Source organism: Rhodopirellula baltica SH 1, assembly GCF_000196115.1.
In the GTDB taxonomy this organism is placed as follows: domain Bacteria; phylum Planctomycetota; class Planctomycetia; order Pirellulales; family Pirellulaceae; genus Rhodopirellula; species Rhodopirellula baltica.
In genome coordinates this window covers 236,840-259,176 of record NC_005027.1, presented here as the reverse complement: position 1 = coordinate 259,176, position 22,337 = coordinate 236,840, and the positions used below count along the sequence as shown (strand labels likewise).

Genomic DNA, 22,337 nt, shown 5'->3' with positions numbered 1-22,337 from the left:
GCATGATGAACGATCTAAAGAATCAACGTGTTTTGAAAAGCGTCTCCGTGCTGGTCGCGTTTTGGATGCTCGCGAATGCGAACCAACCGTCGCAAGCTGATGATGCCGCTCGGTCGGATGCGGGAGCATTCGCTTGGATTTTTGATGACCATCATGTCTCGGAATCAGGAACGATGGTTTGCGAGCACGCGGAAGGTCTCGAACCGACCGAACGTCTGCAATATTTGAAGTCATGGGTGATTCCTGGGCCAAACTCGCCGCGTCTTCGCATCACCGCTGATTTCGGACACGTCGATGATGACCAACCAGAGCATCCCGCGGTCATCTCACCCGCATTGCAACTGATTCGCTTGGCGGGGCAATCGAATCAGCTTGATTCGCTTTCAAAAGACATCAATCAGTTCGCCGCGACGACGCCAGAGGATCGATGCGATCAGTTGGTGATGAGTGTTCTGATCGCGTTGGAAAAGAACGACGTGGCGGCGGTGGAGAAAGGCGTGGATGAACTGCTCAATCTCGTCCGCCCGGTCAGCGCGTTGCTAGATCGTTCGCGGGATGGGATCGTGTTGTTGGCTGAGAAAGCGGTTCAATCGAAGCCGTCAACAACCGCCATTCGTGAGCTGGTTTTGTTCACAACGCTTGCTTACCGAAAAGAATACGATCGCCCCGCTTGGATTCGTCACCTCGTTGCCGCTCAGGTTCGCTTGAGTGAGCCCGAAGAGGTGGGAAGCGCGATGGAAGGATCGCCGCAATGGTTCATGGGAAGTCTTGAACGTGCCTTTGATCACGGCAACGCATTCCCTTATCCCAATCCATCCGTTGTCCAAGGCCAGTATCGAAATCAGTCCAACTACGGCGACGATTTTCTGTTCTTTCAGTCGCCACTGCACGGCGAATACACCGTCGACGCGATGGCAACCGGATTCGGATATCGCGAGGCTCATTTGTTGGTCGGTGGCTACTACGCAGGGTTGGTTTACAACCACACTCAGAACATGGTGGGCAACGTTCGTCAGGAGCTAGGGCGGACAAGCATTGGCGAGGAACTCACCGACACGCATCGCTACGGAATTTTGCGGACGCGGGCCCAGGTGCGAGATGGCGAGGTCGTGACATCCATCAATGGACGCGAAATCCACCGTCAACCATTGGGCGATTCTGCCTACCCGTGGATTGCGGTACGGACAAACTATCGCGTCCAAGGTGGCGTCGACAATCTTCGGATCACGGGCGATCCGATCATTCCAGACCGCATTGAAATGGTCGAGTCCGCCGAACTGTTGGGTTGGTACGATTACTACCAAGATCCAGGCAATCGTTCCAATCAACTCGCAAATTGGTCGGCCTATCGAGTTCAAGATTTATCAGCAGGATTGATCACCGAGATCACTGACCCGCAAATTGCGTATCTGCCTCGAGGCAGTCATGTCGAGCATCTTCTGCGGTACATCCGTCCGATGGTGGAAGACGGTGTGATCGAATACGAGTTTTGGTACGACGGTGATCAATCGGCGGCTCACCCTGCCTTGGGACGGACGTGTTACCTCATTCGTGAAAACGGGGTGAGTGAGCATCAGTTGACCGATGGACGCTACGACAAAAGTGGCTTGCGTCCGGACAATGAGCGACGTGTCAGTGCCAAGGACTCGCCGCCGGTTCCGTTGCAAGTCAAAGCTTGGAACCAAATGCAACTTCAACGTCGTGGCGACGAAGTTGTTTTGCGTCTAAATGGTCAAACGATTCACGAGTCGAAGATCGAAAGCAATTCTCTGTCCCCCTGCTTTGGACTGTTTCACTTCGCCGATCAGTCCGCTTTGCGAGTTCGGAACGCGCGTTGGAGTGGCGATTGGCCCAAGGAACTGCCCGAGATAGACGAGCAGCAGTTGGCGGGTGATTTCGAAGGGAAACTGGATTGGACGGCGAGCGAACCTGGTCAGGAATTGAGTTATCGCATCGATCGAGATGCGATGGTGGGAGGCCGTTTCTTACAGATCGAAGGTGATCCCGCAAAAACGCTGATGGCGACCGACGAAGGAGTGGTGCTCAATCAAACCAGTGATGCCGGTTACCGGGGGACCTTGATGGCTCCTGACGTTCGAGTCGGTGGCGACTTTGACATCACCGTCACCTACGATCAACTTCAATGTGAATCACAGAAGGAAAAGATCGGCAGCATCCGAATGCACGTGGTCGCAGACACGCCCGCGGAAGACACCGCGTTGATTCAGTGGGTCAACGACCGCGGCAACGACCAAATGATGCAGTGTCTGAGAATGGCGACGGTCAACGGGGAGCAACGCCGTCACTATTTTGGCAAGATTCCGTGCGATGGCGACGCTGGACGTCTGCGTTTGTCACGACGTGGTGACAAAGTGTTCTACTTGGCCGCCGATGGCGACTCCGATTACTTCTATCTGATTGGCGAAGAAGAGTTTGTCAAAGAAGATTTGAAGCCGATGAGCATTCAGTTCGGAGTTCAAATTCAAGGTCCCGATGGGCGAGTCAACGCGAGGTTCACCGAGTTTCAGGTCCGTGCCGAACGCTTGGAAGGAGTGAGTGAAATTGACCACGAAGCGTCTTTGGCTTCGTTAGATCAGCAACGGGATCGTCTGCCTTTCACGTTGGAGCATGACTTCACCAAGGCGGCTGAGGATCCGAACGCAATTTATCACTGGGGTGCATGGCACCGGTCACCATCCGGGGTGAAGGTCATCGCCCCGGGGACGGATGAATGGACAAGTGCGGGAGTCTCGCTGCAACATCTGATCGAAGGTGATTTCGACATCGCTTTCTATTTTGATGCTGTCCATTTGGAGACGCCTGTTCAAGGGCAGCAGACGCAGTTGTATCTGCAAATCGAATGGAGTGACGACGACAGCACCCAAGTCAATGCGATGATGAATAAATCGGATTCTGGAACGGTCGCCAGCCGAGCGATGTCCCGGGTTCTCAGCGACGGCAAATCGATCTATCGCATCATCGGAAGCCAACCACTTGATAACCCGGACTACCTTCGCATCGTTCGACGCGGTGATCGATGCTTCTGCATCGCGGGACGGGAAGATGATCAGCAGTCGTTGCTGCTGGGGACGGTTCGTGTCTCCGAGCAACCCATCGATCCAAGACGAGTTCGCGTTGTTTTGCATACCGGTGGGGCCGGACGCTCATCCGAAGTCTTGCTGAAATCAATCCACGTGAGAGCGGCCGGTATCACTCTCGCCGCTCCAGTGATGGGGCAGCCGGTTCCTGCAAAGCCGGAATCGCGAGCCCCCAGTATTTTCGATTCGCTTCGCAATTTTTTCCGCTGATAGACACTCCATGATTCTCATCCCGCCCCGTCACTTTCAAATGAACTCGACAATGTGTTCACGGCAAATCAAATTCGCATCGCAATGGATCTCGCTCGCATGTGTTGGCGTAACAGCTTTCCTTTGCGTGATCCCATGCCCCTCTCACTGTGCGGCACAAGATGGACTGACGCGATTGACGGATTTGTTTGGGCAGGCATCCGTCGCGAAATCAAAGCCCTCTTACTCTGAACTCGTGTTGCCGGCATTACGAGACCGCAATCCAGAGGCGGCATTGCAAAAGCTCGATGAGTCCGCGAGTTCGCTGACGATTTCCGACATGCTTTACAGCGACTTGCCCTCGGCAGCGGCAGCCTTGAATCGGGCGCTGGTGCAATCAAGCAGCGATCAGCAATATGAATGGCTGGAGGAGTGGACGTTGCCGACCGAGCAACGCAAGCGAGTGCGAGTGCTCTCGACGCCTGTCCCAACCGACGCCCCGCCCAAGGTCTTCGCTCGCTCGATCGGTGAACGTCCTCGAGACAACACGTTTGCCGTCGCTTCGGTCGGACCGGTGGAAGGTTTTTTTTGCAGCGGATGGACGTTGGTTCAGGCCGCAAATGAATTGGGGCGACTGCCTCGCCTGCGAATCACGCTGGAGGAATTGCACGAACAGAACGTGTCGGGAGCAGAAGAGTTGTTGGTGTTGGCCCAATTGTTGGGCAGTCGCGGCGATCTCGACATGGCAAAGTCCTTTCTCGAAGCTCAGGCAGCATTGCCCGTTGAATCCACGCCGCTGACATCGCGAGACATGACCGTCGCGGCAATCGCGGCGGCGGCGATGCTGCACGACAGTACCCAAGCGGCCGCGGAAGCTCACTTGGCCTCGTTGGTGGACCGTGCCGTGGATGAACGCTCGATCGGGATGCGTCCTTTCCTGCGGATCGCACACGCGGTCGCCGTTCAAAGTCATCGCGGTGAATCGCCACCGGCGACGTTGTTCGAGAACCCGATGAAGTTTTGGGTTCCCGCGACCGTCCAAACCTCCAAAGACATTCAACGCGGACAGAGGGATGGCATGTGGCTGACTCACGAGCGACATGTCTTGCACGTGGCAGGAGGAACCGCCGATGTGCTGTTCTGTCGATTCCCGTTGACCGGTGAATTTGACTTCATCTGCGAAACGCAATCTGGCGGTTCCATTGGCACCGACGGTGGGCTGGTCTATGGCGGGCTTCACTTTCAAGCGACCGGTCGCAACACAACGCTTTCGGTTTGGGATGCCGACTCGCAACAACGCGTCAATCGGCATTCCCCGTTCGCTCGTACTGGATCGCAGCCTGTCTTCAACCGAGTCTCCATTCGATCGACGAAACAAACCAGTCAGTTCGAATCCAACCTCCATCCGATTTGGTTCGACGACGAGATCGCACAAACGAGTCCCTGGATCGGTCTGCGAAGTTCGGGCACCAAGCGACCAGTGTTTCGCAATGTGATGCTGACCGGCGAGCCCATCATTCCTCGACAAGTCAGCTTGATTGCCGGTGATGAGCTTCGAGGTTGGCAATCCAGTTTTTATGACGAAGTTCAACCTCCGTTTCGAAACCAAATCGCTGGCGCAGTGTTTGAGCCCTCGCCAGAGGATACCGCACCAAACGCGAGAGAGCTGGATTGGCAAGTGCAGTCGGGCGTGCTGCTTGGCACGGCAAAGGAAAACGCGGACGAAGCGGAGCAACCCGGGCTGTTGCAATACCAGCGACCTCTGTTGGATGGCGAATCAATTGCCTATCAATTTTTCTTTGGCGAAGACGCTTCCATCGTTCATCCGGCCGTTGGGCGAATGGCGTTCTTGCTCGAACCGACTGGTATGCGAGTCCGGTGGCTGACGACAGGCGGAAACGACTGGACGACGTTGCCAATGGACAACACCGCACTGGAACCACTCAGCCGTCGCGGTCCGCGATCTTTGCCGCTCAAATCGAATGCGTACAACGATGTTCGCGTCGAGCTTTCTGACGGGAAGGCGTTGGTCCATCTGAATGAAGAGCTCGTGTATCAACGCGATCTCGAACCCGGCGCCAGCACTCAATTCGGGCTGTATCGATCTAGCCGCGGCGCACCGGCGAAGATTCAAAACGTCGTGATGAAGGGTGAATGGCCAGAAGCCGTTCCCGAAGAATTTCTCGCCAACCCCGTCGCAACCATCGATCGCTGATCCGGCTGCCACCGTCGAAAGCTGGCTCAATCATCGTGGACGCGATCGATGTGGGCTCGATCGTGTCTTGGGTCAAATCCGGGGAGGCTGGAGCCGAATTCTTGGCGAATCCGGCTACGGGTGACGCCGGAGGGCGTTGCGGCCGCGCATAAAAAAAGCCCGGCTGAAACAGCAGGGCTTTTTAAAAGCGACGCGGACGGGACTCGAACCCGCAACCTCCGGATCGACAGGCTTCTCTCGTGATAGCCAAGAATCACGCTTTTGCTTATAGGCTAAACGGCAGTTTACACGCGAGATTGACCAATGCAAATACCCGCAGACGGACGCAATGAAACGCAGTCATTTCGGGTATTCTCGGAATCACTTTGGGTAAATACCCAGAAGCGTAGAACCGACGAGCATGCCCCAACGTGGTATCAGAGCTCGGTCCCAGGATCTGTCCGTTTCAATGTGTCAAACTTTGCGCATGCCAGCCGGGTTGGCTTCTTCAACTCAACGGAACACGTCGTGTGACGATAGCTCACCTTCCGCGGCGAGTTGCGGTGTGCGACTTATGCGGCGTCGTTTCCGCTTGTGTCACGCTTATTCAGGAACGAACGTTGCTCAATTTGCAGGGAATCAGACGTTTCGATCGGTTCGCACGCTTCCAGAGTCTTGATTGGAATGCATCGGGAACTGCATTCGGGATTGAGAATCGTTTCCCCAAAACAAATTCGGGATTCACTTCCTATCTGAAGGACGAGGTTGCGTGCTGGAAAGGTTTTTTAAGGCATCTCTCCGGTGCGCCAATGGTTGCGATAGCCCACGACTGGCGGACATCTGGAAAGTTTTCCAAACTGTTTTCAGTACCCCTCTATGTCAGAGAAACACACTCGCCAAACGTTCAGCAATTAATTCAAGCAGGAGGCAGTCAGTCTCGTGACGCATCAAGACTATTCCTTCGAGGCGGCCGCTGAAGCCGTTGGTGTCGAGACTCGATCGCTTCGTGATTGGTACCTACCTGCCGACAGACTCGGGTTGGGGCTACCTAGCCGTCGTAACGGACCTGTTCAGTCGCAAGATCGTTGGCTGGTCTGTGTCAAAGAGCCTGGCCACTCCGCTGGTCACTAGTGCCCTGCGTCGAGCGATTGGAAACCGAAGGCCTTCGACTGGCGAACTTCCCCACCACAGTGTTCGAGGCTGGCGATGCACGAGTTCGGAGTTCCGGAAGATGCTCTAGACAATGACATCATTTGTCTGATGAGCCGCATTGGATTTTGCATTCGACAATGCAGTGGAGGAACGCTTCTTCCGATCACTCAAACATGAATGGACCAAGTTTGAATTCTTTGCCGATATTCAAGAAGCCTGGATGAGTGTGTTTCGCGACGTCGAAATGTTCTAAAACTCAAGAAAGATTCATCAGACGCTCGGGTGTAGATCACTCAGCCAATTCAAGGCAGAACACACGGTTAACCTTGCCGTCTAAAATCAAAATCGAGGTGTCCGTCATTCGTGGGCTATCGCAGGTATTGACGAAAGAAGTCCCCGACGAAACTTCGTTCGCCGGGGACAAGTCACGCCATTGGCGCACCGTCGGCCAGGCTATCCCTTGTCGAGTTGCACCTCTGCAGAGCTTGACTCCGTTTCGCCTGACAAATGCAACTTAGCAGTAAGTACCATTGCTCGCAAACGACTTTGGCGCACCGGAGTCATGCCTTGAAAACCTTCCGCGAATCCGTCCGTAGGATGAACCATTTCGCCATCCACGGATGCATCTTAGCGAACCTCGTTACCACGCCGCAGACCCAGCGACCCCGCAGCACACCTCTGTCTCTAACGCGATATATATCGTGTCAGTGTTTGGACTTCGTAGGTGACATCGCCGATATTTGGTCTCGTTGAAGAGTGGCGCCCAATGCCGTTTGCGACGAGATTCTGGCAGCAATCGCGAGTCAATTGACGGATCAGTCAATTTTGTCGACGTGTCTTAAATCTTTCAAAGCATCAATGATCGTTACGTAGTCGCCGACCAAAGTGCCGTGACAGGCAAGTAGGCGAGGCGCGGGGCAAGGCTCTAGTAACAATCGAGCGCCAGGGCGTAGCCACGCTTCGCCACCCACCGCTTGCAAGTTTCAGCACCTTTGCGGTGGCGGGTTCGTTAGGCACCACGATTGCCGCCAACAACTCGCCACCTGAGTTCAATCCTCCCCACTCGTCTCGAGCCAAAGCGTGAATCGTTTTCTCCGCCGTCTCGACAAACTCCTGACCACGCGAGATCGTGAACCGATGAACACATCGTTCGGCTTTGTTCAGACCATTCAGGTAGTCGGCATTCAATTGCACATCTCGATCACCAAGCATCTTTTCCGAATTGGCATCGAGTCGACCGAGCACGCATCGTTTGGTTCGGATACCCAAGCCAACAGCACCTCATAGCCGGCATCACCAAGTCGCCCCGACGTTTCGATCCCGATTTCCTTGGCCAGCGCTCGGTAGATACCGTGAAAATCGAAAGTTCTTGCTCCCTTGAGATAACGTCGCTCCGACAGTCGCCTGCGGCTTTCGCTTTGTCTGCCTTGTCACGCCCCGGCAAGCCACGCAGCAACTTCGGATCGCTCGTCGCCCGAGCCAAACCTTCGACGACATACCATTCAAACACCTGCCAAGGTTCGCTCACCCCATCATCGGCGACCGTGTCCTCATCAAAAACACTGCACAACGAAAGCGACACCGCAATCGTGGTTAGGAATCGCGGAAGCGTTTGCCGCTCCCGCACCCCCGGCACCATCCGCGAGGCCAACGCATCGGCAATCGGATACATCCCCAAAGGATCAATCGAACCCTCCGCCGATTCCGCTGGGTCCGCTTCGCTCAGTCGCGGCATCAGCATGGGCGTAACTCCGAGTATTGAAATTCGTATGACAGTGTTGTTTCCTGGAAGTCAATCTCGCGGTAAGACGGCGCTCAATTGTTCGTCAAGCTCTCTCATCGCAACCGCAGTCTTGATTCGATCCGGCCAGTCGCCGAAGGCGATCGGTTGACCGACGTGGTTTTGCGTCACCGGTCGAAACGAAAAACCAACGCTTTTCCACAATTTCTGTACTGCCGCCAATGCTCCCGCTTGATCGTACGCACGTCCACGAAGTGGAATGCAAAGTCGGGTGGAAGCTTGCGGCAACAAAGGTGTGGGAGAACCCATGAAACATCTCGCCTCGTCGAGTTTCTCTCCAGTAGGACGGATTTCCCACGAATCGTCTTGTCTTGTGTGTTCGATGAGCACACCCCAACTCGTTGCCGATTGAAACGAGACATTGCGAATAGGAAGCACCATCAAAACTTCAACGATACCGGTTTCGGTTCCGAGGAACTTTTCCACGTGATATTCCACGCATTGAATTTCCAAGACCGCACGAGTCTCTCGTTGCCGTAACAATTCAACGTAAAAATGAGGGGCTGGCTTTGTGTGCCCGTCAATTCGGTAGTAGTAGACCCTATCCGACTTCGCTTGGTCTGGCGCTGCCAAACTGTCATCGACCTCAACGACAAACACGCTGTTGGAATCGTCGCCTGTGAACGGGATTCGGTGGACTTTGAATTGCCGCAGCGGATACTCTACAGACTGCTCGACAAGCGTTGCGAGGTAATCCTTCATCGGCTGACGACCAACACGTTGTTCGCACGGCTCAAGAACTCTACTGTCGCTCAATCCAAAGACGAGATTACCGCCACCTGAATTTGCAAGAGCTGACACTTGTTTTGACAATTCTTTCTGAAACTCGCCTTTATTAGATCGTTCGAGAAACATCGCGCTTTTAAACTCCCAGCGATCATCTTCGGCTAGCGGAACGCTTTGCAGAAAATCATCGGTCGTGGTATTGGCCCAATCAATCATGGTGCTACTCCTTTACCAGGGCTCGGACAAACGATCAACGACATCGTGGCGTGATAAGACTCGGGAACAAGTCTCCCAGCGATTCGCGTCGGCGTCGACAGTGTCTTGGTATCGCATCTCGAAAACATCACGTGCTTTTTTGCGAAGGTGGATGTACTCGTCCATTTTGCCTTCGAGCTGTTCAATATCTTCAATCCAGCCGTCGTCGATTGTGTCAGGCAAACCGCCGAAGATGTCATAGCGGTCCTTCATCCGCCGTGAAAGCACCTGGTAAACTCGCTCGTCTTGTGTGTCGTGATAGACCAAGTTCAGCATGTCGACCGTCCGCCTTGCTTGGTTGAAGCGTTTAATGCGACCAAGACGCTGTTCCAAACGTGACGGGTTCCAGGGCAAGTCGACATTGATCAACGTGCCAAGCGTTTGCAGATTCAGCCCCTCACAGGCGGCGTCAGTTGCGACGAGTAAGCGAAGTTCCCGTTTCTTCACAGCATGCTTAAGCTCTTCACGCTCGACGTTGGCAAAATCCCCGTTGCGAAACAATCCACTTTTTCCGGCTCCCGCGTAGACACCAACCGGTTCATCACGCAGTACCAACGCCAGTTCTCGCGCGACCGAGAACGCCGTGTCGTAGTACTGGCTAAAGACGATGCAACCATGTTCCAACCAAGTTTTCCCCTCCGTGCGATGCTGAGTCAGGAAATACCGAATCGCGGTCAACTTCGGATCGCGAGCCTCTTCACGCGAAAGCTCTTCGATGATCGTGTTCAGATACTCGGCTTCCTTATCAGTTGTGTTTTGAAGCGTCTGTTCGATCAACATCGGTTGCTCTTCTTCATCCGCGACTTCCTGGCGGAGCATCTTGCGTGCAGTTGATTCGCCTGACGCAAAGCTCGAGCATATCCGTTGCAGCAACAACGATTTCATGAAACCAGCCGCTTTGGTGCGTTTTTTCAGTTCGACCGTGTAGGCATCCGCCGCTTCGTAGGCCAAATCAAACGGATGGTTCGTCATCAATCCCAAACCGTTGAAACCAACGCCGGCGTAGGACGTTGCGGGTGCGTCTGGATCGGGATGAACGTCCACACCGACTCTTTCCATCAGTCCAGCTTCCTCAAGCGTTTGCCGGCGACGAAGAACCGTGTGACGAACGATCGGATTGTGTTGCTGCAAGAACCCCGGTTCTAGCGACTGGCTGACTGCTTGCTGTTCCAAATACTCAAGCGATCCGAACCCACGGTCTGTGAAGAATTTGTTATCGGGTAAACTCAAGCCCATCCGCAGCGTTGCGAACAACGCATCTTCTTTCGCTGGTGGCAACGGATTGCGAAGCCACTCCCACGCATCCTGTTCGGTTTCCGGCACCTCATCGCCCTTCACGACCGGAAGCGATCGCTGAAAATCAGCCCAGCATCCGTAAAGCTCACGCCCCAGAACAAAGTCGGCACCCTTGTTCAAGATGCTCATTAGATCCCAGACTTCTTGAACCTCGGTCTGAATCGGTGTCGCAGTTCCCAAAATCATGTTGCGAACCTTCGGCCCGATCTTCAGCATGAAGTCCAGCAGGTTGTTCGGCTGCCCGCTCTTCGGCCCGACGCCACCACCCCGTCGAGCCTTGTGAGCCTCGTCAAGGATCAGCGTCCCGTATTTACGCTCCAGCAATAACTCTCGCTCCCGTGTCTGGTGAACGAGCAAGCCTGTCGACACGATGGCGATGTGGAACGGGCATCGCACGACGTCTTCCGGACCTCGTGTTTTGATCACATGCCCCTTGGGATCACTCCAGCACTTCTTGTTCGACAACCAAACCGCGCTTGGAACTCCGAGCTTGTCCTGCAACTCAACTTGCCATTGCTGCGTCAACGTCGACGGACACAATATCAGCACCGGCCCATCGCCCAGCAATGCCGCGACCATCGCACTAGCCGCCATCGATAGCGTCTTGCCCACACCGACTTCATCGGCCAATAGCAATCTCGCCTTCCCGTAGATCTCGCGATGCTCCAAGAACATCGTCACGAACGATCGCTGCCATGGTTGCAGTTGTTCGCCGCCGCGATAGATCGGACTCTCCGCAAGCGCCGCACCCGGCAACTCTTGAGTCTTCACATCCTCGAAACGGATTTCGATACGATCGGCAACCCGTTTCACCTCCTCGATGATCGCGTCAGGCAGCGGGTACGCGTCCGACCAAAGCGCATCGAACTCTTCCTCAACCCACGCCACGCCCTCTGCCGACCGATCCTCCCACAGGATCTCGTAATTGTGTGCAAACGCACTCTTCGTTTCATTGATCGAGCCAAGAAAGCAAGTCTTTGATCCGTCTCCCGCCTCGATCACGCCCGCCTTGCCGTGAATGAACACATGGTGCTTGGGAACGACCCGGATCTCCACTTGTCCTGAAGTCAATAAAGAATGCAATTGCCGGTACCGGTCTCGGTGCAACAGGGCCTCGACTTCCGATGGAGCTTCATTCCATCGTTCCTTCAATGCCGTATCTCGTACGTGTTTCGAGATCACCACATCGGCGGCATCCAGTTCACTATTGCAAATGATCTGAACCTTCGGAATCGACGAAATTTGTTCGCCAACCAATTCAAAAATTGAACTCCGGAAATATCCTGCGATTCGTTTGTACGACTTGGCACTCTGCAATCGCTTAGCGAGAAACGCATGGTCTAATCGCTCGCGACGCGATGAAAAACGATAAATATCAGACATGGAGTTCAGTCGCCGATCATGGGGCTAGCGACATGGTTCCCGGTTCGCACCGCTGCCACCAGTTCAGCGAGAGCATTCTCCAAGCGTCGAAAGGAACGCAGGTTCGCGGCGCGCAACACCTCCAAGTCAATCGCTTTGGTCAAGACTGATTGGTCCGTCGTTGCCCGATAGCCGCCAGGAAGCACCGTGTTGAGCCACGCCTTGGCGGCCCGTGGCGCTTCTTCCGGGTTTGGCGGTAACGAATCCGGTAGCCTCAATTCGCGTCCATCGGGCAAAGTCCCCATCCCCGGCGCCGCCGCAATCAACCAAGACTCGAATTCCAGACACGCGAATACACATGCCACCGAAAAGGTCGCGCCAGCACCGACCTTAAGAGCCTCCGCGGCAAGCTCCCTCGCAACCGTCATCGCGCAAAACGGTTGCTTGTTCTTCAGGTCGACGTCTCCATCGAGTAGCAACAGAATTCCGCCCACATTCGGTTGCTTCATCGCAGCACGAATTTTGTTGTGCCAGTCTCGGAAGCCGTTCTTACGTAGCTTGTTGACTTGCCCGATGCGAAATGGCGATGGATCAATCGAAACGGCGTCAAAAGCTTGTTGGCTGCTCAGGATCTTGCGCAGCAGAAACGGGACGGCCTCCGCGTCGCCCTCACCTTCAACGAATGAAACGATCTTCTTCATTCGCCAACCACCTCAACAGCAGACGTTCCCTGCCGTCGTGCCGGATCAACGGTCAGTAATTCTCCCGGATCGGTCAATCTCTCTTCCAAAGCCGCCCGTTGCTCCTCGGAGAGAGGTCCGATCTGCGTATAAAATCCTTCCTTTTCAACGACCCGAATTTGCGACGCCGTGAATCGGTCCAGCAATCCAGGACTGTGAGTTGTCAAAATCACTTGGCCACGTCCTTCCATCGGTGCCGCTAAGAACTCTTCGGCCAGCAGTGAGAAGGCACCGGGGTGGACTGCATCCTCAGGGTGCTCAAACAGCATCGCCAACTTGGGCGGCTGTTGGTACAGCGCCAACAGGTGGGCGTAGAAGCGACGGAAGCCCTCGGATTCCTGAGACAACTTCAGTTCAAGTGTTTTGTCGTTGAACAGATGTCCGACGATCGCATATTGAGGTTGCCGAAGATCATTCAATTCGACCGATGAGACACCTTCGTTGACGCGTTGCAGCGACTTCACGATTCGTTGGCGAGCCGAAGCGTCTTGAAAATTGCTGACTATCTTCTTCATCGTATCCAGGTAATTGGCACCTGAATCCTGAAACCCCGATTGCCCCGCTTCCGCCGGTGCACCGATGAGCATCACGCTATTGGGAAACGTGTAGCAGCCGATGCCTTCAGTCAACGCAGCGTACGCAACAACCACATCAGATAACGATGGCATTCGGCCTAATGCGATGCCGCCCGGCTTCGGAATATCCACCAGACGCGGTTCCTGGATCCAGGCCATGGCGTTCTTGTCGCTAGATTGGTGATACAGGATCGTGTCACCAAGCAGCAGCTTCTCTTCTCCAAACCGCCCCTGTTCTGGCGACTTTCCGAGGTCTAAAAGGTAACGGTATCTCTCTTTCGAGCTGCGAACAGAGAAACATATTTCGAATCTGGTTGGTGCTTCCGTCATGGGAAGAGGTCGCATCAGAGCAAATGGATTCTGGCCACCCCCAAAGACGCCGCCCATACCACCGCCGGAACCACCGGGTTGCCCCCTCAGCAAATCACGCAGAAACCGCACCGCTTCGACGAAGTTCGATTTGCCCGTTCCGCTACGCCCGACCAGGACGGTCACGTCCGAAAACTCGACCGTCACATCTTGAATGCTTTTGAAGTTCTGAATGCGTATTTCATGGATCATGGTTTGGTACCGTTTCGGTTGATGATCTTCTCATCATTTCGCTTACATTGAATTATTCTACTCCACCACCATCCCTTAGCTGATCCCATCAGCTACACGACAATCCCCTATCCGATCCGTTGGTTCCGGATCAAATCACGCAGCACCCGAGCCGAGGCCGCTTCCTCGGGACGAAGTTCTTCGAGCCGTTTGGCCAGGTAGTCGGCGAATTCCTTGGCCATCTCGCGTCCGTTCATGTCACCAAACCAGTTCGGCACGTTCATGGTCAGATGGCTCAGCACGTCGTCGGTCTCGACGTCACCGGTCAACTCCATGACGCCGTACAAAACCGCCCGCAACACCGATTGATGCAACTCCGATCCTTCGCCCATTTCGGCTCGAGCGAATTCGACGGCACTCTTCAGTCGAGCTGACTTCGCGCGTTGGCTCGCCATCAAAGCTTGGAAGTTTTTCACCTTAAACGCTTTGGCGAAGTTCTGGTAATTGTCGATTGAGTTGAAACCACGTGCCTCCATGTCGATCATCTTCAAGTAAAACCGCTCCGCACCGGACAGCTTGTCCCAGTGCGATTTCGAGACGCCTTGCGGTACCAAGCATTGATTGGCCGTGTTGACCGCGTAGCCGATCAAATCATCCACGAACGTGACTTCCCCTTTGACACGCGGGCGGATGGATTCGCTGGCCATGTCGCGTCCGTCGATCGTCGAGTATCGAGTTAGCACTCGCAGGGCGGCGGCGTAGCCGGCCATTTGAATGTCGGCATCTTCAAAAACATTCTCGTCGCGGTACAAGCCCTTGGCCTGTTGGTTCAATCCCGTCAGCGATTCGACCTGCGACTGAACCTCTTCTTCGATTTCCCACGCCAACTCATCACGAGTCGTCTTGTGTTTGCCCAGTCGTTTGCGACACACCAGCAACACCGTGCCTTTGACGTTATTGCCATCCCGCAAAGCGCTTTCAGTTTCGGTGACGACGTACCAAGCGGCGGTGACCTGCAACCCAGAGGCCCAGACGATGTTGGCCATGTCGGCCCATATCGAACCGGATTGGTGCGTGAACATGATGACTTGAATGCCGTAATCGGGCATGCACTCAGTCATCCGTTTGTAAGCAGCGACCATCCCGCGACGAAAGTCCTCATCCTCGCCCTTGATCGCCATCGACCGCCGACTGTCCCAGACCCAATCGGCGAATTCGGCGGGTGGATTCTTGCGAAGCCAGGCAATGAAGAATTCAAGGATTTCCTCGTACTTGACGGCGTCACCATAAGGCGGGTCAGTTACGAAAATGTCATGATCGGTTGACAGCTGATCCGCGCTTTCAGCTTTGACAATGTGCCCCAATTCAGTTGGAAAAGTTTTGTAGTCCGAGGAAAAGAACTCTTTCGACCAACCAAACGATCGGCAAGCGTATGTGTAAAGCGTGTTCAACGCCTGATTGTCAAATACGCCTTGTGACTTGCCTACTCGACCCGGTCCAGGATTCGAATCCCAGCGACAAAGCTTGCTGTTGTAGTTCAAGAAATTCGCGACACTTGGGATCTGGCTCCCGACAGCGTGCTCCTTGATTAACGCGCAAACCAGAAGCTGCCTTGGGTTGAAGAGGTGATGCCAATGGGTCCACCCACGAGTTCGGATTGGTTCGTCCGTTTTCTCACCAGGCTCAATCCTGCTGTCAGGCACCCTCCCTTCGCCCTGCCACTTGCTAATTCGACTACGGACATATTCAACTACGGTCTGCTCGCGTTGAATGTCGTCGTTTCCAATTCCACGAAACTCAAAGTCATATCGCTTGCCAGATGACTTACGTTTCATCCAAAAAATTGCATATAAGCGTTCTTGAAATATGTCATCACTGCGCGGCTGAAAGTCTTCCTTTGCCCATTGCCGCAGCTTGTTTCCCTTCTCGCCATCTGTAGTCCGGTAATCGCCGCGAATGGTGGGTATTTTCGTGCGATACTCCAAGTTTTCGGGGCAATGAACCATAAATGATTCTTGTCCACGTCCCCCGGAATGGACGGTCCCGATCGCAGCTGCGTTCAGTTCATCATCTTCTACATTCGAAACAATCTCTATGTCGTATCGCTTGCTAGCAAAGTCAGGGACTAATCGTGCGACTGCTTTTTTTCCTCGGCTTACCACGCGCGATGGAAGAAGCGGGACCAACCAACCACTTTGAGGGCATCTCACTTCAAGACAGTAAAGAAATGCTTTTGCTGTCCATCCATCTCCGTCAATTTCGATGCCCAGGTCGTCGATTATCCGCTGCACTTCTCTAATAAGTTTTTGCTGGTTGTGCACGAGCCTATCGCGACTTTCCAGGTTGCCTCCAACTACGTTAAGTGCAGCCCATGATAGGATGCACGCAATCGGGTTCAAGTCGGAAGCATGTACATCACAACCGAGCCTCAATGCCTCAAAAGGTATTTGTCCTGAGCCACTAAACGTGTCTGCAAAGCGGGGACGATTGCCAAATCGCATTACTCCGAGCTGCTCGGTCAGTTCTGGGAATGACGCGGCTGTTGTCCCTAAATGAGAGTTAACAAAAGACCAGATGTGTTCGTGCACTTCTTCGCCGACCTCTTCTGGGCGGAGCGCGACATGCACCCGTTCTCTATAGACCGTCGCTGGAAGAAGCCGCTTTTCAATTCTACGGCGTGATAGTTCAGAAACTTCATCACGCCATTGCACGCGGACACCCTCGTATTCATCCTCAGACCAGTTGATCGGCGAGGACTCTGGTAAAACGCCTTCAGGTTCACTCGTGAAGAGATCTCTGACATTGTCGAGTGGGAGTTTTTCAAGAATCTCTTTCGGACGATAGCGTCGCTTCCATCTCGCAACAAACGATTCGTCATCCATGGCCATCAACATCTCAAAAATCTCCAAGTCACGCTTGGGATCGTCCGTCGCTGGCAGCAAGCAACCGAGTATGCAGGCCTTGTTGAGAATGAGCGGTTTGCGACCTTTCCAGTAGCTTCCCAAAGCGGTGAGCGTTTTTCCGCTCCCGGCCATTTGCTCCTTGTACGATTCCGCCGACAGCTTTTGCACGGGAAGCAGTTTCTCGATCAGCGACGGCGCATCTTTGAGTGAAAAGGGGACGATCTTATTGGTGCTCATTCAGCTTCCTTGAACAATGGCATCAGGGTGCGTTCGGTCGGGCGACGACGCCTCTTGGCCGGGTTGGGTTTCTCGCCGTCGGAAAGTGCGTGATAGAGCGCCCGCCGCCATCCTCGTTGCGTGTCGTCCGGAAGTCCCGCTTCGGCAACGGTCATCGCGAACAACCACCATCTTTCTTCTGGTCGTAAGGCGGCCCATTTGACACAGACCACCGGCAATTGATCCACGTTGGCCGTTTCGGCGGCCCAGGCTAACACGCAAAGCTCTTTACCGAGCAAGCGATCTACTAGGTTCGTGCCCGAATGCCAACGGCCCGTGGTGACCTTGGCGGTTTTGAGCCGGGTGTTGAACTCGGTACGCGCCGCAGCCGAGATCGCGGACCAGGCCGCTCGTTTCAAAATCACCCGCTCTTCGTCTTGCGGTGATCCGTTCTCCATGCCACCGTAGCCATAATCCTCGACAATCAAAATCGACTCGCTGCGTGAAGACGGAATCTCGACACGAAACAAGTGTGCCCCGAACGTGTCGGGGGCTCCAAAATCAACGGTCTTGGCTTTTTTGCTCATCCTTGCTCGATGTCTTCGGTTTTAAGTTCAATACCTAACTTGGCTGCAAAGTCTTTTAAGTCATGGCCGGATGAAAACCGTCCTTTGCGGAACGACATGGTTACCGGTGTGTCGTCTGGGAATTTGGTCAGTACTTGAGTTAGTAGCTTTTCGATGAAGTCGGCTTCGGTGGATACTTCGCCGATCGTGACTGCGATGACTTGGCTGCCTTGACCAATCGTCAGTTGAACACCTTCAAAGGTGACTTTCTTTTCGGCCGCGTGGCTCAAGCCGTCGAACACCTTGCCTCGTGAGTCAAGCTTGCGACCGGTGCGGGAGATCATGATGCCTGGTTTGACATCATCAATCTGAACGCCCGTTTTCCCGACGGCAGGGAACGGGAAATCTCTCTTGGCAAAAATGTCTGGATAGTCGTCAACTTCCGCAAACGCGCGCACCAGTACATCGCCGTCCTCGATGTCAAAGGGTTCCGTGTAGGGCGTGCCATCACGGGGTTCGCTGCCGTTGGTTGTGTAGCGAATCGTCCCCCGCGGCGCAACGTATAAGGCAACCTTGCGGCCATCGCCGGTCCCGATCTCTTCGGTTCGCAACACCAGCTTGTTTGGCCAAATGACAGGATCACCGGTCTCGTACATCCCCGATGGATCGGCGACCAGAAGATTCACCTTCATCGCCTTGGTGTCGAAGTAGGTGTCCTGCAGCACGGGACTCTTTTCACTGACCGGACCATCTTCGGCATAGTGAATCCGGGCGGCGGCTCCGGCGTTGAGTGCTGAAATCCGCAAGCGCACCATGCCTTCGTCGTTGGGCTCGCTCTCGGGCGTCACTTGCGCGGACGTTTGTTTCTTTTTTGGGGATTTGGTGATGTAGCCATTGCCCAGGTCTTCCCAGAGTCCACGATTGCAGGCGAGTGACTTCAGGCTTTCGAGTCCCCTCGGCACGAGCCAGCACATGCCGGACTTCTCTGCTGATCGTTCCACAACGTCTGCCCAACGAGCTTCGTCTTGTCCCTCGTTCCACAACAAGTCTTGAGCCTTGTCGCGGATCGCGTCGAAATCAGCTTCGATGTCGAGAAACAATTTGATGGGATTCGACGTGAGCGTCTTTTCGATCTGCTCTTCGCCGTCGAAAGGCTGGCTGGTATCGCGAGCTGTTTCGAGTGCCTTGTGAACGAGCTTGGGTGGTTGACCGCTGCGCTGGATCGGGAACAGGACTTTGTCGAACAGGTTCAAGATCGTGCTGTTGAAATCCTGCTCATATGACTGTTGTTTGTCCTCAAGGTCTTTTCGCTGTGGATGGCCTTCGGGAATACGTGTGTCGGCAACGCCGGCTGCGTAAAACTGACGGGCGGCTTTGTCGATGCTGCCCATCGCGGACTTGTCGCCAGTCAGAATGCAAAGGTTATTCTTCCGCGTTAGTCCGTCAAAAAATTTCTGGACATCTTCGGGCGGAATTTTCGAGTCGGGACTGACAATTAACAGCACACGTCCTTTGCGAACACGATCGGCAACGTCTTCGAGCTTCGGTAGCGGAAAAACCTCTTCGTAGACGGTCTTTCGGGTCGGCTTGAACATCTCCTTGAGCCGTTTGTCGATCAGCGCGTCGATTTGATTTTGCGGTGCTTTCTCGGCCAGGCTTTGCAACAGCTTGGTCAGGTTCTCCTGACGGTCGAAGTAGTAGCGACCTTCACCGGTATGGTGCAAATACCAAGCGACCTTTTCGAGTTCCTCAAACGCGGTGCGGAATTCGGCCGGCTCGCCCAATGGCGACACGAGGCACTCGACCATTTCTTCGAGGGTCAGTCCTTTGACCGAGTTGACTGCCGTGGAAAGGCTGGCGGTCAGCAGCAACGATCCGACTTGTGACGCGGATTCTTGGCCGCTTTGCAGGTCAATGACTTGAGCGTGCGCGGACTTTTGTTTGTCCCACAGGTCTTTGGCGATGACGTCGCGGAAGCCGGAAATCTCGGTCAATTTTTCGCGGACTTCTTTGATCGACAAATCGAAGTGCTGAGGGCCGATCAAGAACACGTCGTTGGCGTCCCGGTCCCACACTGATCGCAAGAGACGCGAGACGAGTTCAATCAGACCGCGTGTTTGTCGGAAGTTCTCGTTCTCCTTGAACAGTGCGATGACATTCTTGAGTTGCGGATGGAAGGGATAGGTCGCGGAGATTTCGTCGGCCATCGCTTCGGCACCACGATTGACGCTTTTGCTCTTTGCGGCCTCTTCGAGTTTCCGTCCGAACGCGTCAGCAATGTTGTCGACCTCGGCACTATCGGGCAGCGACGAAAACAGTCGTTTGCGGAGGATTTCGTAGATTTCGTTGTTCGATAGGTCGACCGGCGTGATGCTGCGTTCTTGTCGGCCCAACTCGTTGCGTGCATCGGTCAACGCTTTTTGAATCAGATTGCCACCGGTGTCGTAGGCGGCATCGAGATCGGAAACGACGATGCAAACATTTTTCTTTTTTCCGGCCGCGGTCAGTAGGTTGGCGAATGCGCGGGTGACGATATCGGCGACGGTACCATTGCCAACGCTTTGCGTGTCGTAGTACTGGAAATAGGGCGGCATCTCGTCGAGCAAGATCAAGACTGGATCGTCACCGTCGAGGAGCTCTAGCCATGCCTTCTCATCGGGAGCCTTGGGGCCGTTGGCCCAATACTTGTTGAAAGTCTCGGCTTTACCGAGTTGTTGTGCGATTTCACCCCAAAAGAAATGGTCGGGGTTGTTGCGTCCGTTGAACGCGGCGACGTTGGCGCAGGCGAAAGCGTCGGCGGCCGATGACCCATTGCAGTGGGTCTTGCGAAGTGCCGGGTTGGTCGCCAACAATCCAAAGCCGACTAAGAGGTGCGTTTTACCGCCGCCCATCGCTTGCTTGAGGTGGAAGATCGCTTCACCGGACTGGCCTGCCAGCCGAGACATGCCGACGTCAATCAGATCCCGCATTCCGTCGGTGATGAATGTCTTGGAGAAGAATGCGGTGCCGTCACCTTCGGTCTGGATCAGTTCATCGAGCTGCTCGACCTGATCGCTAAGTTGAATTTTCAGGGCGTTAGGCTGCAACTCGCAGGCGTCGCGGACAGTCTTCATTGAGGTGTCGTCTCCAGGGTGCCCTACGGCGGACTAATCAAATTGCTAGGGAATTGCGTGCTATCTAGGTTTGAGCGGCTTTGCGACTTCCTCCAAGAACCGTTCGAGGTCAGCCCGTCGAAAGAGGCGGTAGCCGTTGGCCGGGTTTCGGTGCATCGGGATTTTGCCGTCTTCCGCCCAAATTCTTAAAGTCGCCTGCGCAACCCCCAGAATCTCAGCAGCCTCGGCCACCTTGACGTAATCGCTCAACTTTTCCACTCGCAATCACCCGACTGGGAAGACAACTGCACAAACCTTGTCAGAGTCTATCGAAACCTATCGAGGGGAAATAGCAGGGCACGTCGACCAGAAACGACAGCGAAGAAACCCGCGACGGCATTCAGTTGATCAATCGCTCGTGCGTCGACTTGCAGGGCAAGCCAGCGGACTAGGGGATCGTGGTTGGCGAACCTGCTGGCGATGCGATCGGTGCTTGAGACTCGGCCGATTGATGGCGCGGACATGATTGAATTGACTGTTGTTGATGGCTGGAAGTGTGTGACCAAGGAGGATGAGTACGCTGCCGGCGACGCGGTGATCTATTGCGAGATCGACTCGTTCTTGCCAGTGCGGGAGGAGTCCGAGTTTCTGCGCAAGTCGTCGCTGAAGACGATGGACGAGCGTGAAGGCTTTCGACTGCGAAAGGTGGCAACTTCCCTGTACTTGAGAGTATCGACGAGATGCTTGCGTCCGCCGAAGGAAAGAGCGTGCTCAATCCCAAAACCGAACGCCAGGGGCTGGTCTGGGTTTACGGTAGTGGCGACGATCGTATCTCGTTCAAAACGATCTCAAACCGATTCCTCGCCAAAGGTGGCGACTAGCGAATGAAGATTTGGTTCATTTCTGACACTCACAATCGACATCGGGAGCTAACCGTTCCCAATGTCGATTTAGTGATCCATTGCGGCGACGAGTCGACGCATGGGAATGCTTGGATGAATGAACCGGAAGCGAGGCCATTCTTTGAGTGGTATTCGGAGTTGGACGTTGCGACCAAGGTGTTCGTGCCAGGCAATCACTCTACCGCGATGGAATAGGGGCTCATCCGCCCTGATGACTATCCCGGCATTCGTTTTCTGATCCATGATTCCATGGAGTTGAACGGGCTCAAACTGTTTGGCTCGCCCTACACGCCTCGATTTCACGATTGGGCATACATGAAGAAGCGTGGGCAGCTTGATCTCGTTTGGCAATCAGTTCCCGACAATGTGGACATTCTGATCACTCATGGTCCGCCGAAAGGCGTCTTGGATCTAACGCACGACATCGAATCGAAAGCACTCGTTCAAGTCGGTTGTGCTGCCTTGCGTCGACACGTCGAAGAACGAATCCAACCCAAGATTCACGCCTTCGGACACCTGCACGACGAAAAAGGCATCAGCAACTACGGCAAGTTTACTCGGGGTGAGACGCAGTTCATCAATTGTTCGTGCTGCAACCTCGCCGCGAAACTGACCAACAACGGATTCGTTGTTGAGGTCTAAAAACGAAAAACGCCCGCAGGGGATTGCTCCGCTGTGGGCGTTTTGGATTTGAACATCGTGTGGAAACTGCAATAGGTTCACGACGCAG

General features: G+C 54.4%; 14 protein-coding genes and 1 pseudogene. 6 read left to right on the top strand and 9 right to left on the bottom strand.

Annotated elements, in window-relative coordinates; all coding sequences use genetic code 11:
• Window positions 1–2 precede the first annotated feature (2 nt).
• From RB_RS01035 to RB_RS28455, 3 genes are all read left to right on the top strand, one after another.
• Window positions 3–3,308: a DUF1583 domain-containing protein gene (locus RB_RS01035; protein ID WP_011117936.1), complete on the top strand. Its 3,306-nt coding sequence runs from the start codon at window positions 3–5 to the stop codon at window positions 3,306–3,308.
• Between the two features lie 52 nt (window positions 3,309–3,360).
• Entirely contained in the window at window positions 3,361–5,502 is a 2,142-nt protein-coding gene (locus RB_RS01030) for a DUF1583 domain-containing protein (protein ID WP_231846090.1), read from the top strand.
• A 964-nt stretch (window positions 5,503–6,466) separates the two neighbouring features.
• Window positions 6,467–6,721, top strand: a complete 255-nt coding sequence (locus RB_RS28455) for a DDE-type integrase/transposase/recombinase (protein ID WP_164921308.1) — start codon at window positions 6,467–6,469, stop codon at window positions 6,719–6,721.
• 1,113 nt (window positions 6,722–7,834) lie between these two features.
• Here the strand turns inward: RB_RS28455 and RB_RS01020 are convergent.
• The 9 genes from RB_RS01020 to RB_RS00980 form a co-directional block, all read right to left on the bottom strand.
• Entirely contained in the window at window positions 7,835–8,374 is a 540-nt protein-coding gene (locus RB_RS01020) for a hypothetical protein (RefSeq protein ID WP_011117926.1), read from the bottom strand.
• 51 nt (window positions 8,375–8,425) lie between these two features.
• The gene (locus tag RB_RS01015; protein WP_011117925.1) at window positions 8,426–9,376 is read right to left on the bottom strand and encodes an ATP-binding protein; all 951 of its coding nucleotides are present in this window, start codon (window positions 9,374–9,376) and stop codon (window positions 8,426–8,428) included.
• Window positions 9,377–9,388: 12 nt separating this feature from the next.
• Window positions 9,389–12,094 carry a phospholipase D-like domain-containing anti-phage protein gene (locus RB_RS01010; RefSeq protein WP_011117924.1) on the bottom strand — a complete coding sequence of 902 codons (2,706 nt, stop codon included), beginning with the start codon at window positions 12,092–12,094 and terminating at the stop codon, window positions 9,389–9,391.
• A gap of 5 nt (window positions 12,095–12,099) precedes the next feature.
• Window positions 12,100–12,774, bottom strand: coding sequence for a DUF4276 family protein (locus RB_RS01005; RefSeq protein ID WP_011117923.1), 675 nt, complete (start codon window positions 12,772–12,774; stop codon window positions 12,100–12,102).
• Window positions 12,771–13,949, bottom strand: coding sequence for an AAA family ATPase (locus RB_RS01000; protein ID WP_011117922.1), 1,179 nt, complete (start codon window positions 13,947–13,949; stop codon window positions 12,771–12,773). The genes RB_RS01005 and RB_RS01000 overlap by 4 nt, the downstream gene beginning before the upstream one ends.
• A 107-nt stretch (window positions 13,950–14,056) precedes the next feature.
• Window positions 14,057–17,068 carry an anti-phage-associated DUF1156 domain-containing protein gene (locus RB_RS28375; RefSeq protein WP_011117921.1) on the bottom strand — a complete coding sequence of 1,004 codons (3,012 nt, stop codon included), beginning with the start codon at window positions 17,066–17,068 and terminating at the stop codon, window positions 14,057–14,059.
• Window positions 17,065–17,634 (bottom strand): anti-phage-associated DUF3780 domain-containing protein, encoded by a 570-nt coding sequence (locus RB_RS00990; protein ID WP_011117920.1) that lies wholly within the window; start codon window positions 17,632–17,634, stop codon window positions 17,065–17,067. The genes RB_RS28375 and RB_RS00990 overlap by 4 nt, the downstream gene beginning before the upstream one ends.
• The gene (locus RB_RS00985; protein WP_011117919.1) at window positions 17,631–20,726 is read right to left on the bottom strand and encodes an anti-phage-associated DUF499 domain-containing protein; all 3,096 of its coding nucleotides are present in this window, start codon (window positions 20,724–20,726) and stop codon (window positions 17,631–17,633) included. Before RB_RS00985 ends, RB_RS00990 begins: the two co-directional genes overlap by 4 nt.
• Before the next feature lie 60 nt (window positions 20,727–20,786).
• The gene (locus RB_RS00980) at window positions 20,787–20,957 is read right to left on the bottom strand and encodes a MerR family transcriptional regulator (protein ID WP_231846528.1); all 171 of its coding nucleotides are present in this window, start codon (window positions 20,955–20,957) and stop codon (window positions 20,787–20,789) included.
• Between the two features lie 228 nt (window positions 20,958–21,185).
• Between RB_RS00980 and RB_RS28450 the strand changes: the two are divergent.
• From RB_RS28450 to RB_RS00970, 3 genes and pseudogenes are all read left to right on the top strand, one after another.
• Window positions 21,186–21,401: pseudogene (locus tag RB_RS28450) on the top strand (hypothetical protein); the annotation flags it as partial.
• Window positions 21,402–21,589: 188 nt separating this feature from the next.
• On the top strand, window positions 21,590–21,802 hold the full coding sequence (locus RB_RS00975) for a metallophosphoesterase (protein WP_011117915.1): 213 nt from the start codon (window positions 21,590–21,592) through the stop codon (window positions 21,800–21,802).
• Between the two features lie 54 nt (window positions 21,803–21,856).
• Window positions 21,857–22,249 (top strand): metallophosphoesterase family protein, encoded by a 393-nt coding sequence (locus RB_RS00970; protein WP_011117914.1) that lies wholly within the window; start codon window positions 21,857–21,859, stop codon window positions 22,247–22,249.
• The last annotated feature ends 88 nt before the right edge of the window (window positions 22,250–22,337 follow it).

Excerpts from the sequence above, each read along its gene's own strand:
- RB_RS01035 (WP_011117936.1), top strand. The coding sequence starts at position 3 with ATGATGAACGATCTAAAGAATCAACGTGTTTTGAAAAGCGTCTCCGTG.
- RB_RS01030 (WP_231846090.1), top strand. The coding sequence starts at position 3,361 with ATGTGTTCACGGCAAATCAAATTCGCATCGCAATGGATCTCGCTCGCA.
- RB_RS01020 (WP_011117926.1), bottom strand. The coding sequence starts at position 8,374 with ATGCTGATGCCGCGACTGAGCGAAGCGGACCCAGCGGAATCGGCGGAG.
- RB_RS01015 (WP_011117925.1), bottom strand. The coding sequence starts at position 9,376 with ATGATTGATTGGGCCAATACCACGACCGATGATTTTCTGCAAAGCGTT.
- RB_RS01010 (WP_011117924.1), bottom strand. The coding sequence starts at position 12,094 with ATGTCTGATATTTATCGTTTTTCATCGCGTCGCGAGCGATTAGACCAT.
- RB_RS01005 (WP_011117923.1), bottom strand. The coding sequence starts at position 12,774 with ATGAAGAAGATCGTTTCATTCGTTGAAGGTGAGGGCGACGCGGAGGCC.
- RB_RS01000 (WP_011117922.1), bottom strand. The coding sequence starts at position 13,949 with ATGATCCATGAAATACGCATTCAGAACTTCAAAAGCATTCAAGATGTG.
- RB_RS28375 (WP_011117921.1), bottom strand. The coding sequence starts at position 17,068 with ATGAGCACCAATAAGATCGTCCCCTTTTCACTCAAAGATGCGCCGTCG.
- RB_RS00990 (WP_011117920.1), bottom strand. The coding sequence starts at position 17,634 with ATGAGCAAAAAAGCCAAGACCGTTGATTTTGGAGCCCCCGACACGTTC.
- RB_RS00985 (WP_011117919.1), bottom strand. The coding sequence starts at position 20,726 with ATGAAGACTGTCCGCGACGCCTGCGAGTTGCAGCCTAACGCCCTGAAA.
- RB_RS00975 (WP_011117915.1), top strand. The coding sequence starts at position 21,590 with ATGAAGATTTGGTTCATTTCTGACACTCACAATCGACATCGGGAGCTA.
- RB_RS00970 (WP_011117914.1), top strand. The coding sequence starts at position 21,857 with ATGGAGTTGAACGGGCTCAAACTGTTTGGCTCGCCCTACACGCCTCGA.